The 15,078-nt window shown below is 59.3% G+C and carries 13 protein-coding genes and 1 rRNA gene; 7 read left to right on the forward strand and 7 right to left on the reverse strand.

Annotated elements, in window-relative coordinates:
• Positions 1 to 87 precede the first annotated feature (87 nt).
• From AC1DIH_RS23880 to AC1DIH_RS23890, 3 genes are all read left to right on the forward strand, one after another.
• Positions 88 to 1,788 (forward strand): acid phosphatase, encoded by a 1,701-nt coding sequence (locus AC1DIH_RS23880; RefSeq protein WP_477773511.1) that lies wholly within the window; start codon positions 88 to 90, stop codon positions 1,786 to 1,788.
• Between the two features lie 112 nt (positions 1,789 to 1,900).
• On the forward strand, positions 1,901 to 3,067 hold the full coding sequence (locus tag AC1DIH_RS23885; RefSeq protein WP_477773512.1) for a hypothetical protein: 1,167 nt from the start codon (positions 1,901 to 1,903) through the stop codon (positions 3,065 to 3,067).
• A gap of 182 nt (positions 3,068 to 3,249) precedes the next feature.
• On the forward strand, positions 3,250 to 3,768 hold the full coding sequence (locus tag AC1DIH_RS23890) for a lysine methyltransferase (RefSeq protein ID WP_477773513.1): 519 nt from the start codon (positions 3,250 to 3,252) through the stop codon (positions 3,766 to 3,768).
• Positions 3,769 to 3,789: 21 nt separating this feature from the next.
• Here AC1DIH_RS23890 and can read toward each other — a convergent pair whose 3' ends face one another.
• Positions 3,790 to 4,434 (reverse strand): carbonate dehydratase, encoded by a 645-nt coding sequence (gene can, locus AC1DIH_RS23895; protein ID WP_103318388.1) that lies wholly within the window; start codon positions 4,432 to 4,434, stop codon positions 3,790 to 3,792.
• Between the two features lie 150 nt (positions 4,435 to 4,584).
• On the opposite strand from can, the gene AC1DIH_RS23900 reads away from it, so the two are divergent.
• Positions 4,585 to 4,989: a serine kinase/phosphatase gene (locus AC1DIH_RS23900; RefSeq protein WP_477773514.1), complete on the forward strand. Its 405-nt coding sequence runs from the start codon at positions 4,585 to 4,587 to the stop codon at positions 4,987 to 4,989.
• Positions 4,990 to 4,991: 2 nt separating this feature from the next.
• Here the strand turns inward: AC1DIH_RS23900 and rimI are convergent, their stop codons facing one another.
• Together rimI and AC1DIH_RS23910 are read right to left on the reverse strand one after the other, a co-directional pair.
• The gene (rimI, locus tag AC1DIH_RS23905) at positions 4,992 to 5,444 is read right to left on the reverse strand and encodes a ribosomal protein S18-alanine N-acetyltransferase (protein WP_477773515.1); all 453 of its coding nucleotides are present in this window, start codon (positions 5,442 to 5,444) and stop codon (positions 4,992 to 4,994) included.
• Positions 5,437 to 6,183 (reverse strand): energy transducer TonB, encoded by a 747-nt coding sequence (locus AC1DIH_RS23910; protein WP_477773525.1) that lies wholly within the window; start codon positions 6,181 to 6,183, stop codon positions 5,437 to 5,439. Before AC1DIH_RS23910 ends, rimI begins: the two co-directional genes overlap by 8 nt.
• 218 nt (positions 6,184 to 6,401) lie before the next feature.
• Here AC1DIH_RS23910 and mksB point away from each other — a divergent pair, with 218 nt between their 5' ends.
• Genes mksB through mksF form a run of 3 tightly spaced genes read left to right on the forward strand, consistent with a single transcriptional unit; the run spans position 6,402 to position 11,207 of the window.
• The gene (gene mksB, locus AC1DIH_RS23915; RefSeq protein ID WP_178098849.1) at positions 6,402 to 7,679 is read left to right on the forward strand and encodes an Mks condensin complex protein MksB; all 1,278 of its coding nucleotides are present in this window, start codon (positions 6,402 to 6,404) and stop codon (positions 7,677 to 7,679) included.
• Positions 7,669 to 8,370 (forward strand): Mks condensin complex protein MksE, encoded by a 702-nt coding sequence (mksE, locus tag AC1DIH_RS23920; RefSeq protein ID WP_145019932.1) that lies wholly within the window; start codon positions 7,669 to 7,671, stop codon positions 8,368 to 8,370. Before mksB ends, mksE begins: the two co-directional genes overlap by 11 nt.
• Positions 8,367 to 11,207 carry an Mks condensin complex protein MksF gene (gene mksF / locus AC1DIH_RS23925; protein WP_477773516.1) on the forward strand — a complete coding sequence of 947 codons (2,841 nt, stop codon included), beginning with the start codon at positions 8,367 to 8,369 and terminating at the stop codon, positions 11,205 to 11,207. The genes mksE and mksF overlap by 4 nt, the downstream gene beginning before the upstream one ends.
• A gap of 75 nt (positions 11,208 to 11,282) precedes the next feature.
• On the opposite strand, the gene AC1DIH_RS23930 is transcribed toward mksF, so the two are convergent.
• The 4 genes from AC1DIH_RS23930 to rrf all read right to left on the reverse strand — a co-directional run.
• A complete protein-coding gene (locus AC1DIH_RS23930) occupies positions 11,283 to 13,586 on the reverse strand; it encodes a PqiB family protein (RefSeq protein ID WP_477773517.1) in 2,304 nt (767 codons plus the stop codon).
• Positions 13,579 to 14,202: a paraquat-inducible protein A gene (locus tag AC1DIH_RS23935; RefSeq protein WP_019693707.1), complete on the reverse strand. Its 624-nt coding sequence runs from the start codon at positions 14,200 to 14,202 to the stop codon at positions 13,579 to 13,581. Before AC1DIH_RS23935 ends, AC1DIH_RS23930 begins: the two co-directional genes overlap by 8 nt.
• Positions 14,189 to 14,848: a paraquat-inducible protein A gene (locus tag AC1DIH_RS23940; protein ID WP_477773518.1), complete on the reverse strand. Its 660-nt coding sequence runs from the start codon at positions 14,846 to 14,848 to the stop codon at positions 14,189 to 14,191. Before AC1DIH_RS23940 ends, AC1DIH_RS23935 begins: the two co-directional genes overlap by 14 nt.
• 147 nt (positions 14,849 to 14,995) lie before the next feature.
• Positions 14,996 to 15,078: ribosomal RNA gene (gene rrf / locus AC1DIH_RS23945) — 5S ribosomal RNA — on the reverse strand; the annotation flags it as partial.

The following is a 15,078-nucleotide window of genomic DNA, read 5'->3' on the forward strand; positions in this document are numbered from 1 at the left end:
AACCCTCTTGTCACCTCGCCGTCATATCTCGCTGCTAGCGTCCAGCCGAAATATACGGCAACACTTTTCCGCAAAACAGGATTCAGGATGAACGACGACAAAACCGGCAACGACGCACCTCCTCCAGCAGACGATAGCCCTGCCGACACCAGCCGTCGGCGCTTTCTGGGGGGCGTTGCCGTCCTGGGTGTCGGCGCAACACTGAGCGCGTGCGGCAACACTGGCGACACACCGGGCAAGCCGGAAGAGCGTCCACTGTCGCCTGCCGAGCTGGACAAGGCGTTGCGCGATCAGGTGAAAAACGTGGTGGTGATCTACGCCGAGAACCGCAGTTTCAATAACCTGTTCAGTGACTTCCCTGGCCTTGAAAAACCGTTGTCAGCGCTCAAGCCTGAGGATTATCAACAGCGCGACCGGGATGGCAGCCTGCTGGAAACCTTGCCGCCGGCCTGGGGTGGCGTGCTGCAGATCGGTCCGCAAACTCTTGATGGCGTGACCTATCCTCACGAAACCCAATTTCAGGAGCACTTGCCCAACGCCCCCTACGCCCTCAAAGGCCCGAATGGCGAAGACTTGCCGCTTGGCCTGGTGACACGGGATCTGTGGCATGTGTTCTATCAGAACCAGATGCAGATCAACGGCGGCAAGAACGACCGCTTTGTCGCCTGGGCCGACTCGGGCGGCTTGACCATGGGGCATTACGCCCAAAGCCGTTATTCCCTGCGTCTGTGGGACGTGGCCCGGGAATTCGTACTCTGCGATAACTTCTTCCAGGGTGCTTTCGGTGGCTCGTTTCTCAACCATCAATACCTGATCAGTGCTGCCGTGCCGTTTTACCCGGATGCCGCCAACTCGGTGGCCAAGGCGCAAATCGCTTCGCTGCAAAGCGATGACCCGCTCGACACGCGCCTCAAGCCGCTGGAGAAATCCCCGGCCAGCGCAATGAGCGGTCCACCGCAGTTCGGCCCCAGCGCCCTGACCCCGGATGGTTATGCGGTCAACACCATGGCCCCGCCTTATTGGCCGACCTGGATCCGCGACCCGGAACGCCCGGAATACGCCAAAGCCGATCTACCCAGCGTGCTGGTACCGCAAACCCACGAACACATCGGCGACAAGCTGTCGAAGAAGAACATCGACTGGGCCTGGTACGCCGGTGCCTGGCAGGCGACGCTGGACCAGTTCAAGGACTCGGGGGGCATTCCGAAGATCCCCAACTTCCAGTATCACCATCAGCCGTTCAACTACTTCAAGCAGTTGGGTCCGGAAAACCCGGCCGAACGCAGTAAACACCTGCGCGATGGCGGTCTGGGTGACGAGTCGACCACCAACCGGTTTTTTGCCGATGCCGAAGCCGGGAAGTTGCCGGCGGTGAGTTTCTACAAACCTCAGGGCAACCTGAACATGCACGCCGGTTATGCCGACGTGGCGTCCGGTGACCGGCATATCGTCCGTGCGCTGAAAGTACTGCGCGAAAGCCCGCAGTGGAAAAACATGGTGGTGGTGGTCACAGTCGACGAAAACGGCGGCTGGTGGGACCACATCGCGCCGCCGCAAGGTGATCGCTGGGGCCCAGGCACGCGGGTGCCGGCGCTGGTGGTGTCGCCGTTCGCCCGCAAAGGCACGGTGGATCACACGGTGTACGACACCGCGTCGATCCTGCGGCTGATCACCCGGGTGTTCCAGCTTGAGACACTCGACGGGATCAAGCAGCGCGATAGCGCAATGATTGCCCGGGGCCAGAAGCCCATGGGCGATTTGAGCAATGCGCTGCATTTCCCTGGCTGATTGTTGTTCTGTCTTGCGATCTTTTCGCGTGGGTACTAGACCTATCAACGCAAGTGGTTTCAGTATGTAACCGCCCTCGCTTTCGAGGACCCACGCTGAAAAGGATCTGAGCATGTTCAAACTCGCAGGATTGAGCCTCACCCTCGCCGCCCTTACCTTGAGTGCTACCGCCCACGCCGATACCGACCTGAAACTGGGCAGTACCGAACGGGTAACTCAGCTGTTTGCCTACCCCAACAACTGCAACGTGATTTGCTATCGCAACTGGACGCTGGAGCAAACGGTCGAGCACTACCTGACTCAAAGTGTTCAACGAGACGGCTACGCCACGGCAAAAGTCCAGGTAAAAACCGATAACAATCAACTCTACGCAAACATCAGCGGCGTACCAAAGGACTACGCAAAACCGTTGACTGCATTGCTCGATGCCGGGGATCTGGCCCACGCCGGCGCCAACAAGCTGAACGCCGACGACAAGTGGGCATACAACTGGTACCTGTTCCTGCCCTTGGGCATGGCGCTGGAAAACCGCAAAAGCGTCGAGCTGCTGCACTTTCCACCGGACTATTCGCTGACCCAGGCCCAGGACTACCTGGAATCGAAGACCACCGACCGCTGGGCCACGCTGTTGACCGCCAACGGTATCGCCGCCGGACAAACACCGGCCTACCAGACCATCATCGACATCGCGCCGATTGCCGCTCCGTCCACCGCCGGCAAGGACCTTGAAGGCGTCTACGGCTACTTCAAGGACTACCAGACCACCCTGGTCAAGCAATTCAGCCAGACCAGCAGCGGCGTGACCTTGCCGATGGTCGCGTTTGGTGCGCCGGTGCGCAACTGGGTCAAGGAACAGTATGGGCAGACCGTGGCCGTGTTGGGCCTGGCACAAATCATCCCGACCCCGGGCGTGAAGGTGCCGGTGCTGGGTTCCAACCACCCTAGCTACATCTGGTATGCGGCCGACCCGGCGAACTATAACGATGATCAGGCCAAGGCCGATGCCGTGGGTTTGAAGGTGATGGGCCAGGACTTGAGTGCGGCGTGCTGGCAAGCGGGTATGGGCAGCAAACCCGGCAGTGACCCGAGCGCACAACTCAACACTTGCACGCAAACCTGGCAAGTGGCCCAGAAAGAGAAAACCTGCGAGCTGTTCTACACCTCGATCCGCAATCTGACGCCCGAGCAAGCCGCAACCAAGTGTTCGGCCCCGGACATCAAACCCCAGCTGGACCAGTTGAAGGTGCCTGCACCCGCACTGGCTGCATCACACCTGTAATCCTGCGGGTATGCCAACTGCGTAAGCATTCGCTGACGCAGTTGGCAGCCTCTATCGCCTGTCAGATCTGACAGTAGACCCTCTGATTCATTTGCGAGACTCTTTAGGCGTACCCATGTGCTGCAGGGCTGGCAGGATCGCCAGCCTCCTGTGGTCGCAGCGCCCAATAAACAAGGATCGTTATGAAACCCCAGGTCAGCGACAAGGCAGCTACGCTGTCGAGCTGCATTTACCCGAACAAAGAACTCAGGGCCCGTCAGGGCTACCCCTCCAAAGCTCACTTCACGGTAATCCAGACGGACGATGGGCGCGGTGCGGCAATCACGGCACAGCGCAATTACCTGCGTATCAGTCGTATCTGTCGGGTATCGGGACTGCTGATGCATACCCGCCGTTTGCATACCCTGCAACTGGCGCCGGGTATTCACGTCTACGATCCGTTTTTTTCCGGGCTACTGCTGCATTCCTGCGACCCGAACGTCTTTCTCGACATGAGCGAGCTGTGGCTATGGGCGCTGAAGGACATCGCCCCCGGCACTGTGCTGTGCATGGACTACGCCAGCACTGAAGAGAAGCTGACGCGTCAGTTCGCCTGTCAGTGCGGCTCGCCCGATTGCCGTGGCTGGATCACCGGCTACGATGATCCGCCAAACGCCGAAGGCCAGAAGTTCTTGCAACACTGGCATCGACATAGCCTCTGATAAACGGAGGCTCAGCGTCGTTTACAAGGCACCGACCGGACGCAGACGGTATTGCGGCGGCAATTGCTCGAAACCGCTGATGGTCGCGTTCAGGCTCTTCCAGCGACCGTCCTTGATGCCATAGATGCAGCCGTGGACCGACAGGCTCTGCCCACGGTGCCAGGCATTTTGCACAATGCTGGTATGGCCGACGTTGGCCACTTGCTGGATGACGTTGAGTTCGCAGAGACGGTCGACCCGCTCTTCTTCAGTCGGCAATTGGCCAAGCTCTTCGCGGTGTTCGTAATAAAGATCGCGAATCGAGCGCAGCCAGCCGTCGATCAGGCCCAACTGGCGGTCCTGCATCGAGGCGCGCACACCGCCGCAACCGTAGTGGCCGGTGACCAGGATGTGTTTGACCTTGAGCACGTCCACCGCGTACTGAATCACCGACAGGCAGTTGAGGTCGGTGTGCAACACCACGTTGGCAACGTTACGGTGCACAAACAGGTCGCCAGGCAGCATGCCGACGATTTCGTTGGCCGGTACGCGTGCGTCGGAGCAACCGATCCACAGGTATTCAGGGGTTTGTTGGCGGGCCAGTTTGGCGAAAAACTCAGGATCTTCCTGATTGATCGCATCGGCCCAACGCGCGTTGTTATCAATCAGATCTTGTAATTCGTTCATGCTCTGAAGCCTCAAGAATGGTGCGTTGCTTTGACAGACAACCGCCCGTCGGGGTCACGCGGATGTTGCAGTAGCCGAACAGAAATGCCTTGGAATCTTTAAGGATAACGCCTGTCCACCCTATAAGGCCCCACATTATGAGGAATTTCCATGACTGATTCACGACGTCCTTATGGCGCGGTCCAGCCCGAGCCTATCGACGACAATGAAGACCGCATGGGTTCGATGCGCGAACTGGACTTCGATGAAGAAGAACCCGGCGAGACTATCGGTGGCCTGACCCGCGAGCATGAGCGCGAGCAACAAATGCCCACAGAACGCGTACGTGAAACAAGTATGACCGGGGACTCGGCCGATGATGAGGAGTCCACCGATGACGACATGAGCCCTGGAAACCTGATCCGTGAAGATGGCGCCCGCGACGCTCATGAGGCTGGAGAAGGCGAACAGGCTGATTGGGACTTGAGTATTGTCGATGAGGACGAGATCGGCGGCGGCTACGGGCTGGATGAGGCTGAACTGGCGGAGCGCGATCCGATTGATGGCAATCGGTAGGCTCAATCCACCAACGTGCAGGCCATCACCACCGCATCTTCACGCCCACCGACTGCCGGGTAGTAATCGCGGCGGCGACCGATTTCATTGAAACCATAACGCTCATACAGACGGAACGCCGCCTGATTGCTGTCGCGCACTTCCAGGAAACATTCCCGGGCTTTGGCTTCATAAGCACGGGACATCAAGTGCTCAAGCAGCCTCAAACCCAGCCCGCGCCCCTGGTTTTCCGGCTTGACCGTGATGTTCAGCAGATGCGCCTCATCGAGGATGATCTGCACGACGCCGTGGCCAACCTGTTGCTGTCCTTCGAACATCAGCCATATCTGGTATTTGCCCAGGCCATCAAGAAAAATCCCACGGGTCCAGGGATGGCTGAACGCCGCGTATTCGATTTTCAGTACAGCGTCCAAATCCGCTTCAGTCATCGGGCGGAACGATACAGCGTCACTCATTCGATTCTTTCCAACGCGCCATCAGCCGACGCATGGCTTGCCAGGCATCAGCCTTACGCTGTGGCTCTTCCATTAATAATTCCAGGCCAGGTAGCGCCCAGACCGACCCCAGGCCTTCAACCTGAAGTTCGCGGTTGTAGGCTTCAGCATTTGCCTCACCGGCAAAACGCACCGCCGGCAGTCCGATCAACCACAGGCATACACAAGGCGCGTCTTCCAGGCGAGCCGAAAGGAACCCCTGAACGAAATCACGGGCTGCCTCCGGGCCTTGATCCATGGTTCCGCGTGCCAGCAGCGGCCAGCGAACCGGTTCGCCGACAATTTGCGGGCTGTCCGGCAGACCGGCGGCGCGCAGCATGTCCTTGAGCAACAAATAGGCCGGATCGCGAGTCTGGAACGCACCGCCTGTGGGTAACTCCACCAGCAGCAGGCAACGGCCGGCACGCAGCAATTGCAAGGCAAAACGCGGCGGTGGCACGTGCGGCGCCTTGGCCACGACGGGTGCGTCTTCGGCGTCCTCGACCGGCTTGCTCGTTGGGCGAGCGACCGAAGGCGTTGGACGCGGCACTTCGACCTTGACCCGCTCGGCCGGCTTGGCCACAGGCTCTGCAGCAGCTTTCGCGACCTGAGCCGGCGCAATCGGCGTCTCGACCAACGGCTCTGGCGCTTCCAGCAGCTCAGGCCGCGACGGCGCGGCAAAGGGCAATTCGGTGCGCGGCAGCCAGTTGACCACCTGCATGGCGGTCAAATAGGCGCGGCGACGGGACTCGATAAGCAAGGGTCGGCCACTTGTGGATAACGGATAGTGCAGGGATTCTACCGCCCTTCGCTCAAGATCGCCCGCAGTTGATCGATAGAAAAGCGACTGTCCGTCCCATCGATCCCTCGAGAGTGATTCCCATCGCACGTGATGCAGTACAATCGCTGCTTTTAATCGCCAACCAGCCGGCCATTCCAATGATCGAACCCAAGCGCGTCTTGCGCGCCCTCGCCGAACACTGGGCACTTCTGGAGCCTTTGTGCGAGCACTTCGACCAAGGCACCCTGAGCCTCAACGAACTGCGTTCACAGCTGGCCGCCCAGCAACTGGACAGCACGCCACAGGACATCACCAGCCTGCTGGACGTGTGGATCCGCCTCGACATTCTGGTTCCGGTGGCCAAAAGCCCGAACCGTTTTGAACTGAACGCGCAGATTCACGACTTCCTCGCCTATCTGCGCCGCGAGCACCGTCTGGGCCTGTGCCTGGAAATCGAAGCCTACCTGCGCCATCTGGAGCGGTTGGCCGGTTACATTCAGGACGCCTTCGACATCCGTGACGGCAACGATCTGGCACGCCAGCTGCGCTTGCTCGACATGCGCGTACGCGACGTCCTGAAGAAACTCGCCAACGACGAACAGGCCCTGGTGGCCGTCGCCGAACGGGCCAAGACCAGCGACCGGCAGATCCCGTTGCGTCAGCGTTATGCCGAAGTGCTGGCGACGTGGGACGAATACGTCGAGCCGATGATTCAGTTGGTCAACGCCGACGGCGCCTTCGAGCAAGGCGTGCGCAAGGTTGAAAACGTGCTGCTGCGCATGCTCAGCGAGCAACAGCGCCTCGGCCACCTGGTCGACGACGACATGCTGTTGCGCACCCACGCGCGCATCCTCGAAATGCAGACCAGCGCCCAACTGACCTTGCGTCATGCTCGCGAGCTGTTGCTGCCGCTGCGCGAAGAGGCCCGTCGGCACAACGCCGTGACCCGTGGCGCGGCGCTGGCCCTGTCGATGATCCGCCGCAAGGGCATCGACGCAGTGCCGCAAGCGGCAATGCCGATGTTCACCCGACCGCAAAGTACCTTTCTCGGCAGCGCCAGTCAGGTCGAAGCCTACGTTTATGCACTGGCGCGTTTCGAGCCAAAACCGGCGCGTTTCCCCAAGGCCCACAAAACCCAAAAAGGCGAAGCCCCACGGGCACCGCGCACCGTTCGGGAAATGCTCGAACGCTGCGAAGACGCGCTGCCGATGCCGGACTTGATGACCTGGCTGCTGGAACAGGAACCGGACGGCGCGACCGACGAGTTGCTGTACTGGTTCTCCCGTCTGTCGCGGGAAAAACGCTTCAAGCGCGAGCGCCTGGAACGCCGCGATTACCACACTCACGAGCACCAGGTCAGCCTGCGCTCCTTCGCCCTGCTCTCGGCCCGCGATGACGCGCCCGAGAATTCTGCGAGCACTCCTCATGCATCTTGATCTATCCGAACTGTCTCAGCTGGCGCCGATCTTTCGCGAGCTGTTCAAGGGCTACCACGTCAGCCGTCGCGATCCTGAACTCTACGCGCAGCTGTCGAACTTTCAGGACCAGTACCGCACGCTGTTCAAGGCCCTGGGGTTTGAACTGGTCTGCGACACCCGTGGCTTCTACTACTTTGTGCCGGACCTCGCCGCCGCGGCGGTGAACAAGACCGCCCAGCGCCTGGCACTGTTCACCTTCATCCTTGTCGAGCATCTGGCCGACCAGGGCCGCGATCCGATTGCCGTGCTCGATGGTGGCAGCCTCGGTCGCGATGAACTGCCGTCGTTGCTGGAAAAATACCGCGACCTGTTCATTCAGGCCGAAGTACAGACCGTCGAAGAACTCGAAGAAAAGATCATGCGCCGCATGACCCAGCTCGGGTTCGCCAGCGAAGAGAACGGCATCTACCGTTTCCTGCCGCCGATGCACCGTTTCCTCGACGTTTGCCTCTCGGTCCAGCAGGACCGTGACCTGGCCGCCAGCCTGCACAGTGTGCTGCCGTTGCCGGCGCCGGTGCTGATCGATGACGACAGCGACGAAAAACTGCTGCAAACCGATGACCCGCTCGACCTTAGCGATTTCGCTGAAGAAAGCGAAGAAGACGCCCTGGCCCGTGCCATTGCCGAAGAACAGGAGCTCGACGCATGAGCAAGGAACGCTACGGCATTCGCCGCTTTGCCCTTTTGAACACCGCCGGTTACAGCCTCGGTCTGTTCCCGCTGGAAGAGCCGCTGTCGGTCTACGGCGCGAACAACCTTGGTAAATCCGCCTCGATCAACGCCTTGCAGTTCCCGATCCTGGCGCGCATGTCGGACATGAGCTTCGGCAAGTACAGCCTGGAACAGTCGCGGCGTTTCTATTTCGCCACCGACACCAGTTACATTCTGGTCGAAGTCGCCCTGCCCCACGGCCCCCACGTGATTGGTGTGGTCGGACGTGGCCCGGGCGGTGGTTTCGGTCACCAGTTCTTCGCCTACGCCGGCAAACTGGACCTGTCCCATTACCAGAAAAACGATACCTGCCTGCGCCAGAAAGAGCTGTTCACCAACCTTGAACGCGAAGGCCTGAAAGCCTACGAGCTCAAGCCTGATGAACTGCGTCGCTTGCTGGTCGGTGGTCACACGTCGGTCCCGCTGGACCTGACACTGATCCCGCTGCGCTCCACCAGCGAGCAGAGCCTGAAAACCTTCCGTGCACTGTTCATCAACCTGCTGCACATGCGCGAAATCACTGCGGCCAAGCTCAAGCAACTGTTCCTCGATGCCTTCGAACACAGCCTGCGTTCCGGTAGCGTCGATTACATCGCCGCGTGCGAAGAAGCCTTCCGCGACGTGCGCCGCATGGAGCAGGACTACAACTCGCTGGTCACCGCCGGTCCGTTGGTCGAAGCGCTTGCTGCCGGCGTTACCCAGCGCAACATCCTGCGCGGCAAGTTGCACCGCATCTCACCGTTGCTCGACTCGTTGCTCGGCACCTGGTCGGACTACGCCAGCGCGCGCAAGGAAGAGCTGACGATTCAGGCCGAGCACTACCGCAACGAGCAGGACGCGCTGCAAAACGATCAGCGCGGCGGTACTCAGGAACTGATGCGCCTGGAGCGCGAAATCACCGGCATCCAGCGCTGGCTCGGCGAATTGTCGGTGCTCAAGCATCGCTTCGCCCTGGTCGATGACGTCAAGGTGCTTGAGCAGCAACTGCTCGCCGCCAAGGACGCGCACGATGAACTGGCCGGTGCGCTGGCGCAGTCCCGCCAATTCAGCGCCGAAGACCTCGAAGAGCGTCTGCGGGATCTGGAAAAGCGCCTGAAGTCGGTCAAGCAGCAACTCGATCACGCCGACAACAACAGCTACGCCCGCTTGCGCGAAGAGTTCTCGCAACAGGACGTCGAACGCCTGATGCGTCTGTTCAACAGTGCGTTGTTCAGCTTGCCGCTGGGCGAACATGGGATTGCCCTGGACGAAGACGGCCAGTGGGTGAAATCCATGGAGCTGATCCTCGACAGTTTCAAAGGCGAGCGTTTCGAAGCGCCGGGCCTGTCCATCGACCTGTCACACATCGAGCCGCCGGCCCTGCAAGCCTTGGCCGACCGCGCCGCGCTGCGTGATCAGAAAGAGCGTCTGGACAAAGAGCTCAAGCAACTGAAAACCCAAGCGGCCGTCGCGGCGGACCGCGCGGCCAGCAAGACCCAGACCGAAGCGCTCTACCAGCAAGTGCTGGATGCGCAAAAAGCCCTGGAAGACTTCCGCCGCTCGCAAACCCTGAGCGCCGAAGAAGGCGACAAACTGGAACAACTGGCGCAGATGGAAGCCGCACAGGACGAGTTGAAGCGTTCCAGCGATGCCTTCACCGAACGCGTCCAGCAACTGTCGGCCAAGCTGCAACTGGTCGGCCGGCAGATCGGCGACATGGAAGCCAAGCAACGCACCCTCGACGATGCCCTGCGCCGCCGTCAGCTGTTGCCGGCAGACCTGCCGTTCGGTACGCCGTTCATGGACCCGATCGACGATTCGATGGATAACCTGCTGCCGCTGCTCAATGACTACCAGGACAGCTGGCAAGGTTTGCTGCGTGTCGACGGGCAGATCGAAGCGCTTTACGCGCAGGTTCGCCTCAAGGGCGTGGCCAAGTTCGATAGTGAAGACGATGTCGAGCGTCGCCTGCAATTGCTGATCAACGCTTACGCGCACCGCACCGACGAAGCCCTGACCCTGGGCAAGGCCCGCCGTGCAGCGGTGACCGACATCGCCCGGACCCTGCGCAACATTCGCAGCGACTACGACAGCCTTGAACACCAACTGGCGCTGTTCAACCGCGAGATCAACAAACGTCAGGTCTCCAACCTGCAAAGCTTCCGCATCGTGCTGGCGCCGAACAAGGAAGCCCTCAAGCATATCGACCAGATCATCCACAGCGCCGGTCAATATGAGGAAGGCGAAACCCTGTCGGTGTTCGACCTGAGTCAAAGCGCCGATCAGGACAACAAGAACGAAGAAGCCAAGGAATACCTGGCGCGGTTGGTGGCGGCGAACCACAACCAGTTGGGCCTGAAGGACCTGTTCGAGCTGGCGTTCGAAATCACCAAGGTCAACGGTCAGCCGGTGATTCATACCGACATTGATGGCGCGGCGTCCAACGGCACCACCATGACCATCAAGGCGCTGACCAACATGTACTTGTTGCTGCACTTGATGGACCGTGACCAGGCCGGGCGTGTGCGCTTGCCGTACTACCTCGACGAGGCCGCGGACATCGACGAGAAAAACCAGGCCGCCTTGCTGGAAACCAGCTTGCAGCTGGGCTTCGTGCCGATCCTCGCCAGTGTGAAGCCGCAGGTCTGCGCCAGTGTCGCCATCGACCTGGAAGGCGGTAGCGGGCCGCAGGGTATCTACATTGACGAGGCGGACTGGAAGTACATTCGCCGGCATGACGAGGTGAAGGCGACAGTCAACGTTGAGTCGACCGAACCGGAGCTGGACGAGGTCTGATCCTTTCACCGGCGTCGTAACGAAAAAGGCCGCGATCCAATGGATCGCGGCCTTTTTTATGGTTGCCGTTGCGAGTTATTTACCGAGGGAAATCTTCGGCGCCCAGGTCAGCCATTCATCTTCGAACTTGTCGAACAGCGGGAAGGTCTGCTCGGGCCGTGCCGGACTGCCCATGCGATCTCCTTCCGGAGTAGCGAACGCGATGCCGCCTTGGATCAGCGTCTCCAGCGACTCGGTCCGCACCGTTGCGCCTTTGAACAGGCCGAAGTCCAGGCCAAAGCCGCTGGTGTTCCAGAAACGTGTTCCGCTGCGTACCAACGGCGCGTATTTCGGCTCGATCAGGATGTGGACCAACACGCGATCCGCCGTTTGACCCAGTTCATAGCCGGTGACTTTACCGACGGTAATTTCACGATAAGTCACCGGCACGCCGGTTTTCAGCGAACCACGGCGAGCGGCGCTCAACACCAGACTCAGACCGGCCTCTTCCTTGGCAGACTCCGGAGGATTGGCCAGCGCCACGAAGCTCTTCTGTGGCCCAAGGTTTTTCGCAGCGGGCTGAACCTCGATGTATTGCCCGGTGACCAGGGTTTCCAGGTTGGACGTTTTGATCAGGCCCAGCTCCGGCTTGACCACCCAGAACTGGCTGCCGACTCGAGCAATGCGCTCCGGCACTTCGGTGATCCGTGCGGTGAGCAGCACCGATTGCAGATCATCACTGAGGTCGACGTTTTCTACCTTGCCGACATCCAGACCTTTGAAGCGAATCGGCGTGCCGGTGCGCAAACCGTCGGCACGATCGACCTTGATCGTGACCACGGCGCCTTTCTGGCTCGCCTCCTCGCGGCTGGCGAACAAACGGAAACGTGGAATCCGCTTCTGCAATGGCGCTGTAGCTTTCGGTGTTTCGAACGCAATACCGCCGGCCATCAGGCTTTGCAGGGATTCGCTTTTGACCTGAATCCCGCCGGTGAGGCCACCGGTCAGGGTAATTCCGCTGGCGTTCCAGAATCGCGTCGAGGCGTTGACCAGCCCTTCGTACTCTTTCTCAATGTGGACACCGATGACCAACTGCTTTTTGGTGTGTGAGAACTGATAGCTCTGTACCGATCCGACCTTGACCTGCTTGTAGAGAATCGGACTCCCGACTTCCAGCGAACCGAGGTTTTCGGTGAACAGCACCAGGTGCAGACCTGGAGAACGCAGATCCAGCGGCGGCGGCTTCGGCCGGGCCTCGAATTCGCGTTGCGGCGCGCCGCCCTTGTCGCCAGGGCGCACGGCAATGTAGTTACCTTTGACCAACGCCTCCAACCCGGTGATCCCCGCCAGCGAGATTGACGGTTTGACCACCCAGAACTGGGTCCCGGTCACCAGGTAATCTTCGGCGAGCGGGTCCAGGGTCAGCTCGACTGTCGCGCTGGACAAGTCCGGGTCGATCTTGAGCGCTTTCAGGTTACCGACCTGAATACCTTTGTACATCACGGGTGTGCGGCCGGCCTGCAAGCCTTCGAAATCGCTGAGTTTCACTTTGACGCGAATACCGGCCTGAGCGGCGTCGAAGTCTTCATAGAGACGAAACGGCAGGCTCGGATCGGTGGGTGGGCTGTCTTTGCGGTTGTCCGGCGTGGCGAAGGCAATACCGCCTGCGACGATACTGGCCAGCGACTCGCTGCGCACCTTCACGCCGGACAGGTTGGCATCGATGCTGATCCCGCTGGCATTCCAAAAACGCGTATGTTTGCGCACCAGGTTGGCGTAGGTGGGTTCGATAAAGACTTTGATCTCGACGGTGCTCTGGTCTTCGGACAGCAGGTAGCTTTTCACCTGGCCGACCTGGATCTGCTTATAGAACACCGGACTGCCGCGGTTCAGGGAGCCCAGACGGTCGGCTTTGATGGTCAGGTGCAAGCCAGGCTTGAAGTCAGACAGCGGCGGCTCTTTGGTCAAGGCGGTGAACTTGCGGCTTGGCTCACCTTCACCCGGACTGATTGCCACATAGTTACCGGAGACCAGCGTTTCCAGACCAGTAATCCCGGCCAGGGTGACGCTCGGCTTAACCAGCCAGAAACGAGTACTGGTCTTGAGGTATTGCTCGACATCCTTGTTCATCTCGATGGTGGCGATAACCCCACGGGTTTTCCCCTCGTCATCCAGCGTCAGGCTTTTTACCTTTCCGACCGGCATACCTTTGTAGACAACTTCGGTCTTGTTGGCCTGAATGCCTTCGCCACTTTCAAAGCGAACCTGAACTTCAATGCCGGTCTCATTGTAGGCACGCCAGCCTAACCATCCGCCAATCATCAAGGCGATCAAAGGCAAAACCCAAATGGCCGACCAGTTCGAAGCCGGTCGAGTTTTAGCTTTAGGCAAATCAGTCATGGTCGTCGTCCGACTCCGTGTTATCCCAAATCAGTCGGGGATCGAAAGTTACTGCAGCAAGCATTGTCAAAATCACCACACTGGCGAAGGCCACCGCACCGAGATTCGCCTCGATACTGGCAAGTCGACCAAAGTTCACCACTGCCACCAAAATGGCAATCACGAAAATATCCAGCATTGACCAACGACCAATGAACTCGATAAACCGATACATCACGATGCGTTGCCGTGCGGATAAAGGCTGACGCCGTTGCACCGAAAACAACAACAATGCGATGCCCACCAATTTGAAGGTCGGCACCAGAATACTGGCGACAAACACTACAGCAGCAATCGGAAACATCCCGTGCTGAACCAAGGTGATCACGCCGGACATGATGGTATCGCCTTCACCCTGCCCTAATGTGCTGACGGTCATGATCGGCAACACATTAGCGGGTATATAGAGAATCGCCGCGGTAATCAGCAACGCCCAGGTACGCATCAAACTATTGGGGCGACGTGCATGAACCAGCGCCCCACAGCGGGTGCATGTCTGCTCGTCGGTGTCCGGTTCCTGTTTGTTGAGCTCATGGCATTCGATACAAATCAGAATGCCTGCATCAATTGCCCGCATGAGCATCCTCTCCTGACAACGCTTGCCAGATCTGATGAGGCGACATCACTACCTCAAGTAAAACCTGCACCAATAGCAAACTGATAAAGCACACCAGACCCAAACCAACCGTTATCGACGCGAGGTCAGCCAGTTTGACGATGGCCACCAGCACGCCCATCAAATAAACCTCAAGCATTCCCCAATCACGTAGATGGTGATAAATGCGATAGAGCAGCAAGCCATAGCTGCGCCCTATATCAAAACGAACGCTCAGCAAAACCAACAACTGACAGAGCAACTTGAGCAGCGGGATTCCCATGCTGCACAGAAACACCACCACTGCCACGCCTTGCATCCCGGTATCGAACAGGCCAACGACGCCACTCCAGACAGTGTCGTGCGACGATTGTCCGAGTAAATGGAGTTGCATGATGGGTAAAAAGTTCGCCGGAACGTACAGCAGTAGCGCGGCGATCACTAAGGCGAGGCTACGCTCCACGACATTGTGCCGGTGGGCGTAGAGCTCATAACCACAGCGCGGACAGAGGGCTTTCTCGCCATGAGCGAGTTGCGGCTTGCGCATCAGCAAGTCGCACTCATGACACGCCACCAAGTCGTCCAGCGGTAAATCTGACAGCCCAGGGGCGTCAACCGGATCTGGCATAAAGGGCTCGGGTTCTGAAAATGACCGGACTATTCTAGTGTTCTGGCCGAGAAATAACTGTGCAAATTTGTCCGGATTCCGGAATCAACTTTCTCGCAGGCAAAACAAAACCCCAACTGCTTTCGCAATTGGGGTTTCGGAATTTAATCTTGACGATGACCTACTCTCACATGGGGAAACCCCACACTACCATCGGCGATGCATCGTTTCACTGCTGAGTTCGGGATGGG

It is taken from the genome of Pseudomonas sp. 05N36 (assembly GCF_056397385.1).

Coding starts and splice junctions, on each gene's coding strand:
- AC1DIH_RS23935 (WP_019693707.1), bottom strand. CDS start 14,202: ATGCGGGCAATTGATGCAGGCATTCTGATTTGTATCGAATGCCATGAG.
- AC1DIH_RS23930 (WP_477773517.1), bottom strand. CDS start 13,586: ATGACTGATTTGCCTAAAGCTAAAACTCGACCGGCTTCGAACTGGTCG.
- AC1DIH_RS23885 (WP_477773512.1), top strand. CDS start 1,901: ATGTTCAAACTCGCAGGATTGAGCCTCACCCTCGCCGCCCTTACCTTG.
- AC1DIH_RS23940 (WP_477773518.1), bottom strand. CDS start 14,848: ATGCCAGATCCGGTTGACGCCCCTGGGCTGTCAGATTTACCGCTGGAC.
- mksB (WP_178098849.1), top strand. CDS start 6,402: ATGATCGAACCCAAGCGCGTCTTGCGCGCCCTCGCCGAACACTGGGCA.
- AC1DIH_RS23890 (WP_477773513.1), top strand. CDS start 3,250: ATGAAACCCCAGGTCAGCGACAAGGCAGCTACGCTGTCGAGCTGCATT.
- rimI (WP_477773515.1), bottom strand. CDS start 5,444: ATGAGTGACGCTGTATCGTTCCGCCCGATGACTGAAGCGGATTTGGAC.
- can (WP_103318388.1), bottom strand. CDS start 4,434: ATGAACGAATTACAAGATCTGATTGATAACAACGCGCGTTGGGCCGAT.
- mksE (WP_145019932.1), top strand. CDS start 7,669: ATGCATCTTGATCTATCCGAACTGTCTCAGCTGGCGCCGATCTTTCGC.
- AC1DIH_RS23900 (WP_477773514.1), top strand. CDS start 4,585: ATGACTGATTCACGACGTCCTTATGGCGCGGTCCAGCCCGAGCCTATC.
- mksF (WP_477773516.1), top strand. CDS start 8,367: ATGAGCAAGGAACGCTACGGCATTCGCCGCTTTGCCCTTTTGAACACC.
- AC1DIH_RS23910 (WP_477773525.1), bottom strand. CDS start 6,183: ATGCAGGTGGTCAACTGGCTGCCGCGCACCGAATTGCCCTTTGCCGCG.
- AC1DIH_RS23880 (WP_477773511.1), top strand. CDS start 88: ATGAACGACGACAAAACCGGCAACGACGCACCTCCTCCAGCAGACGAT.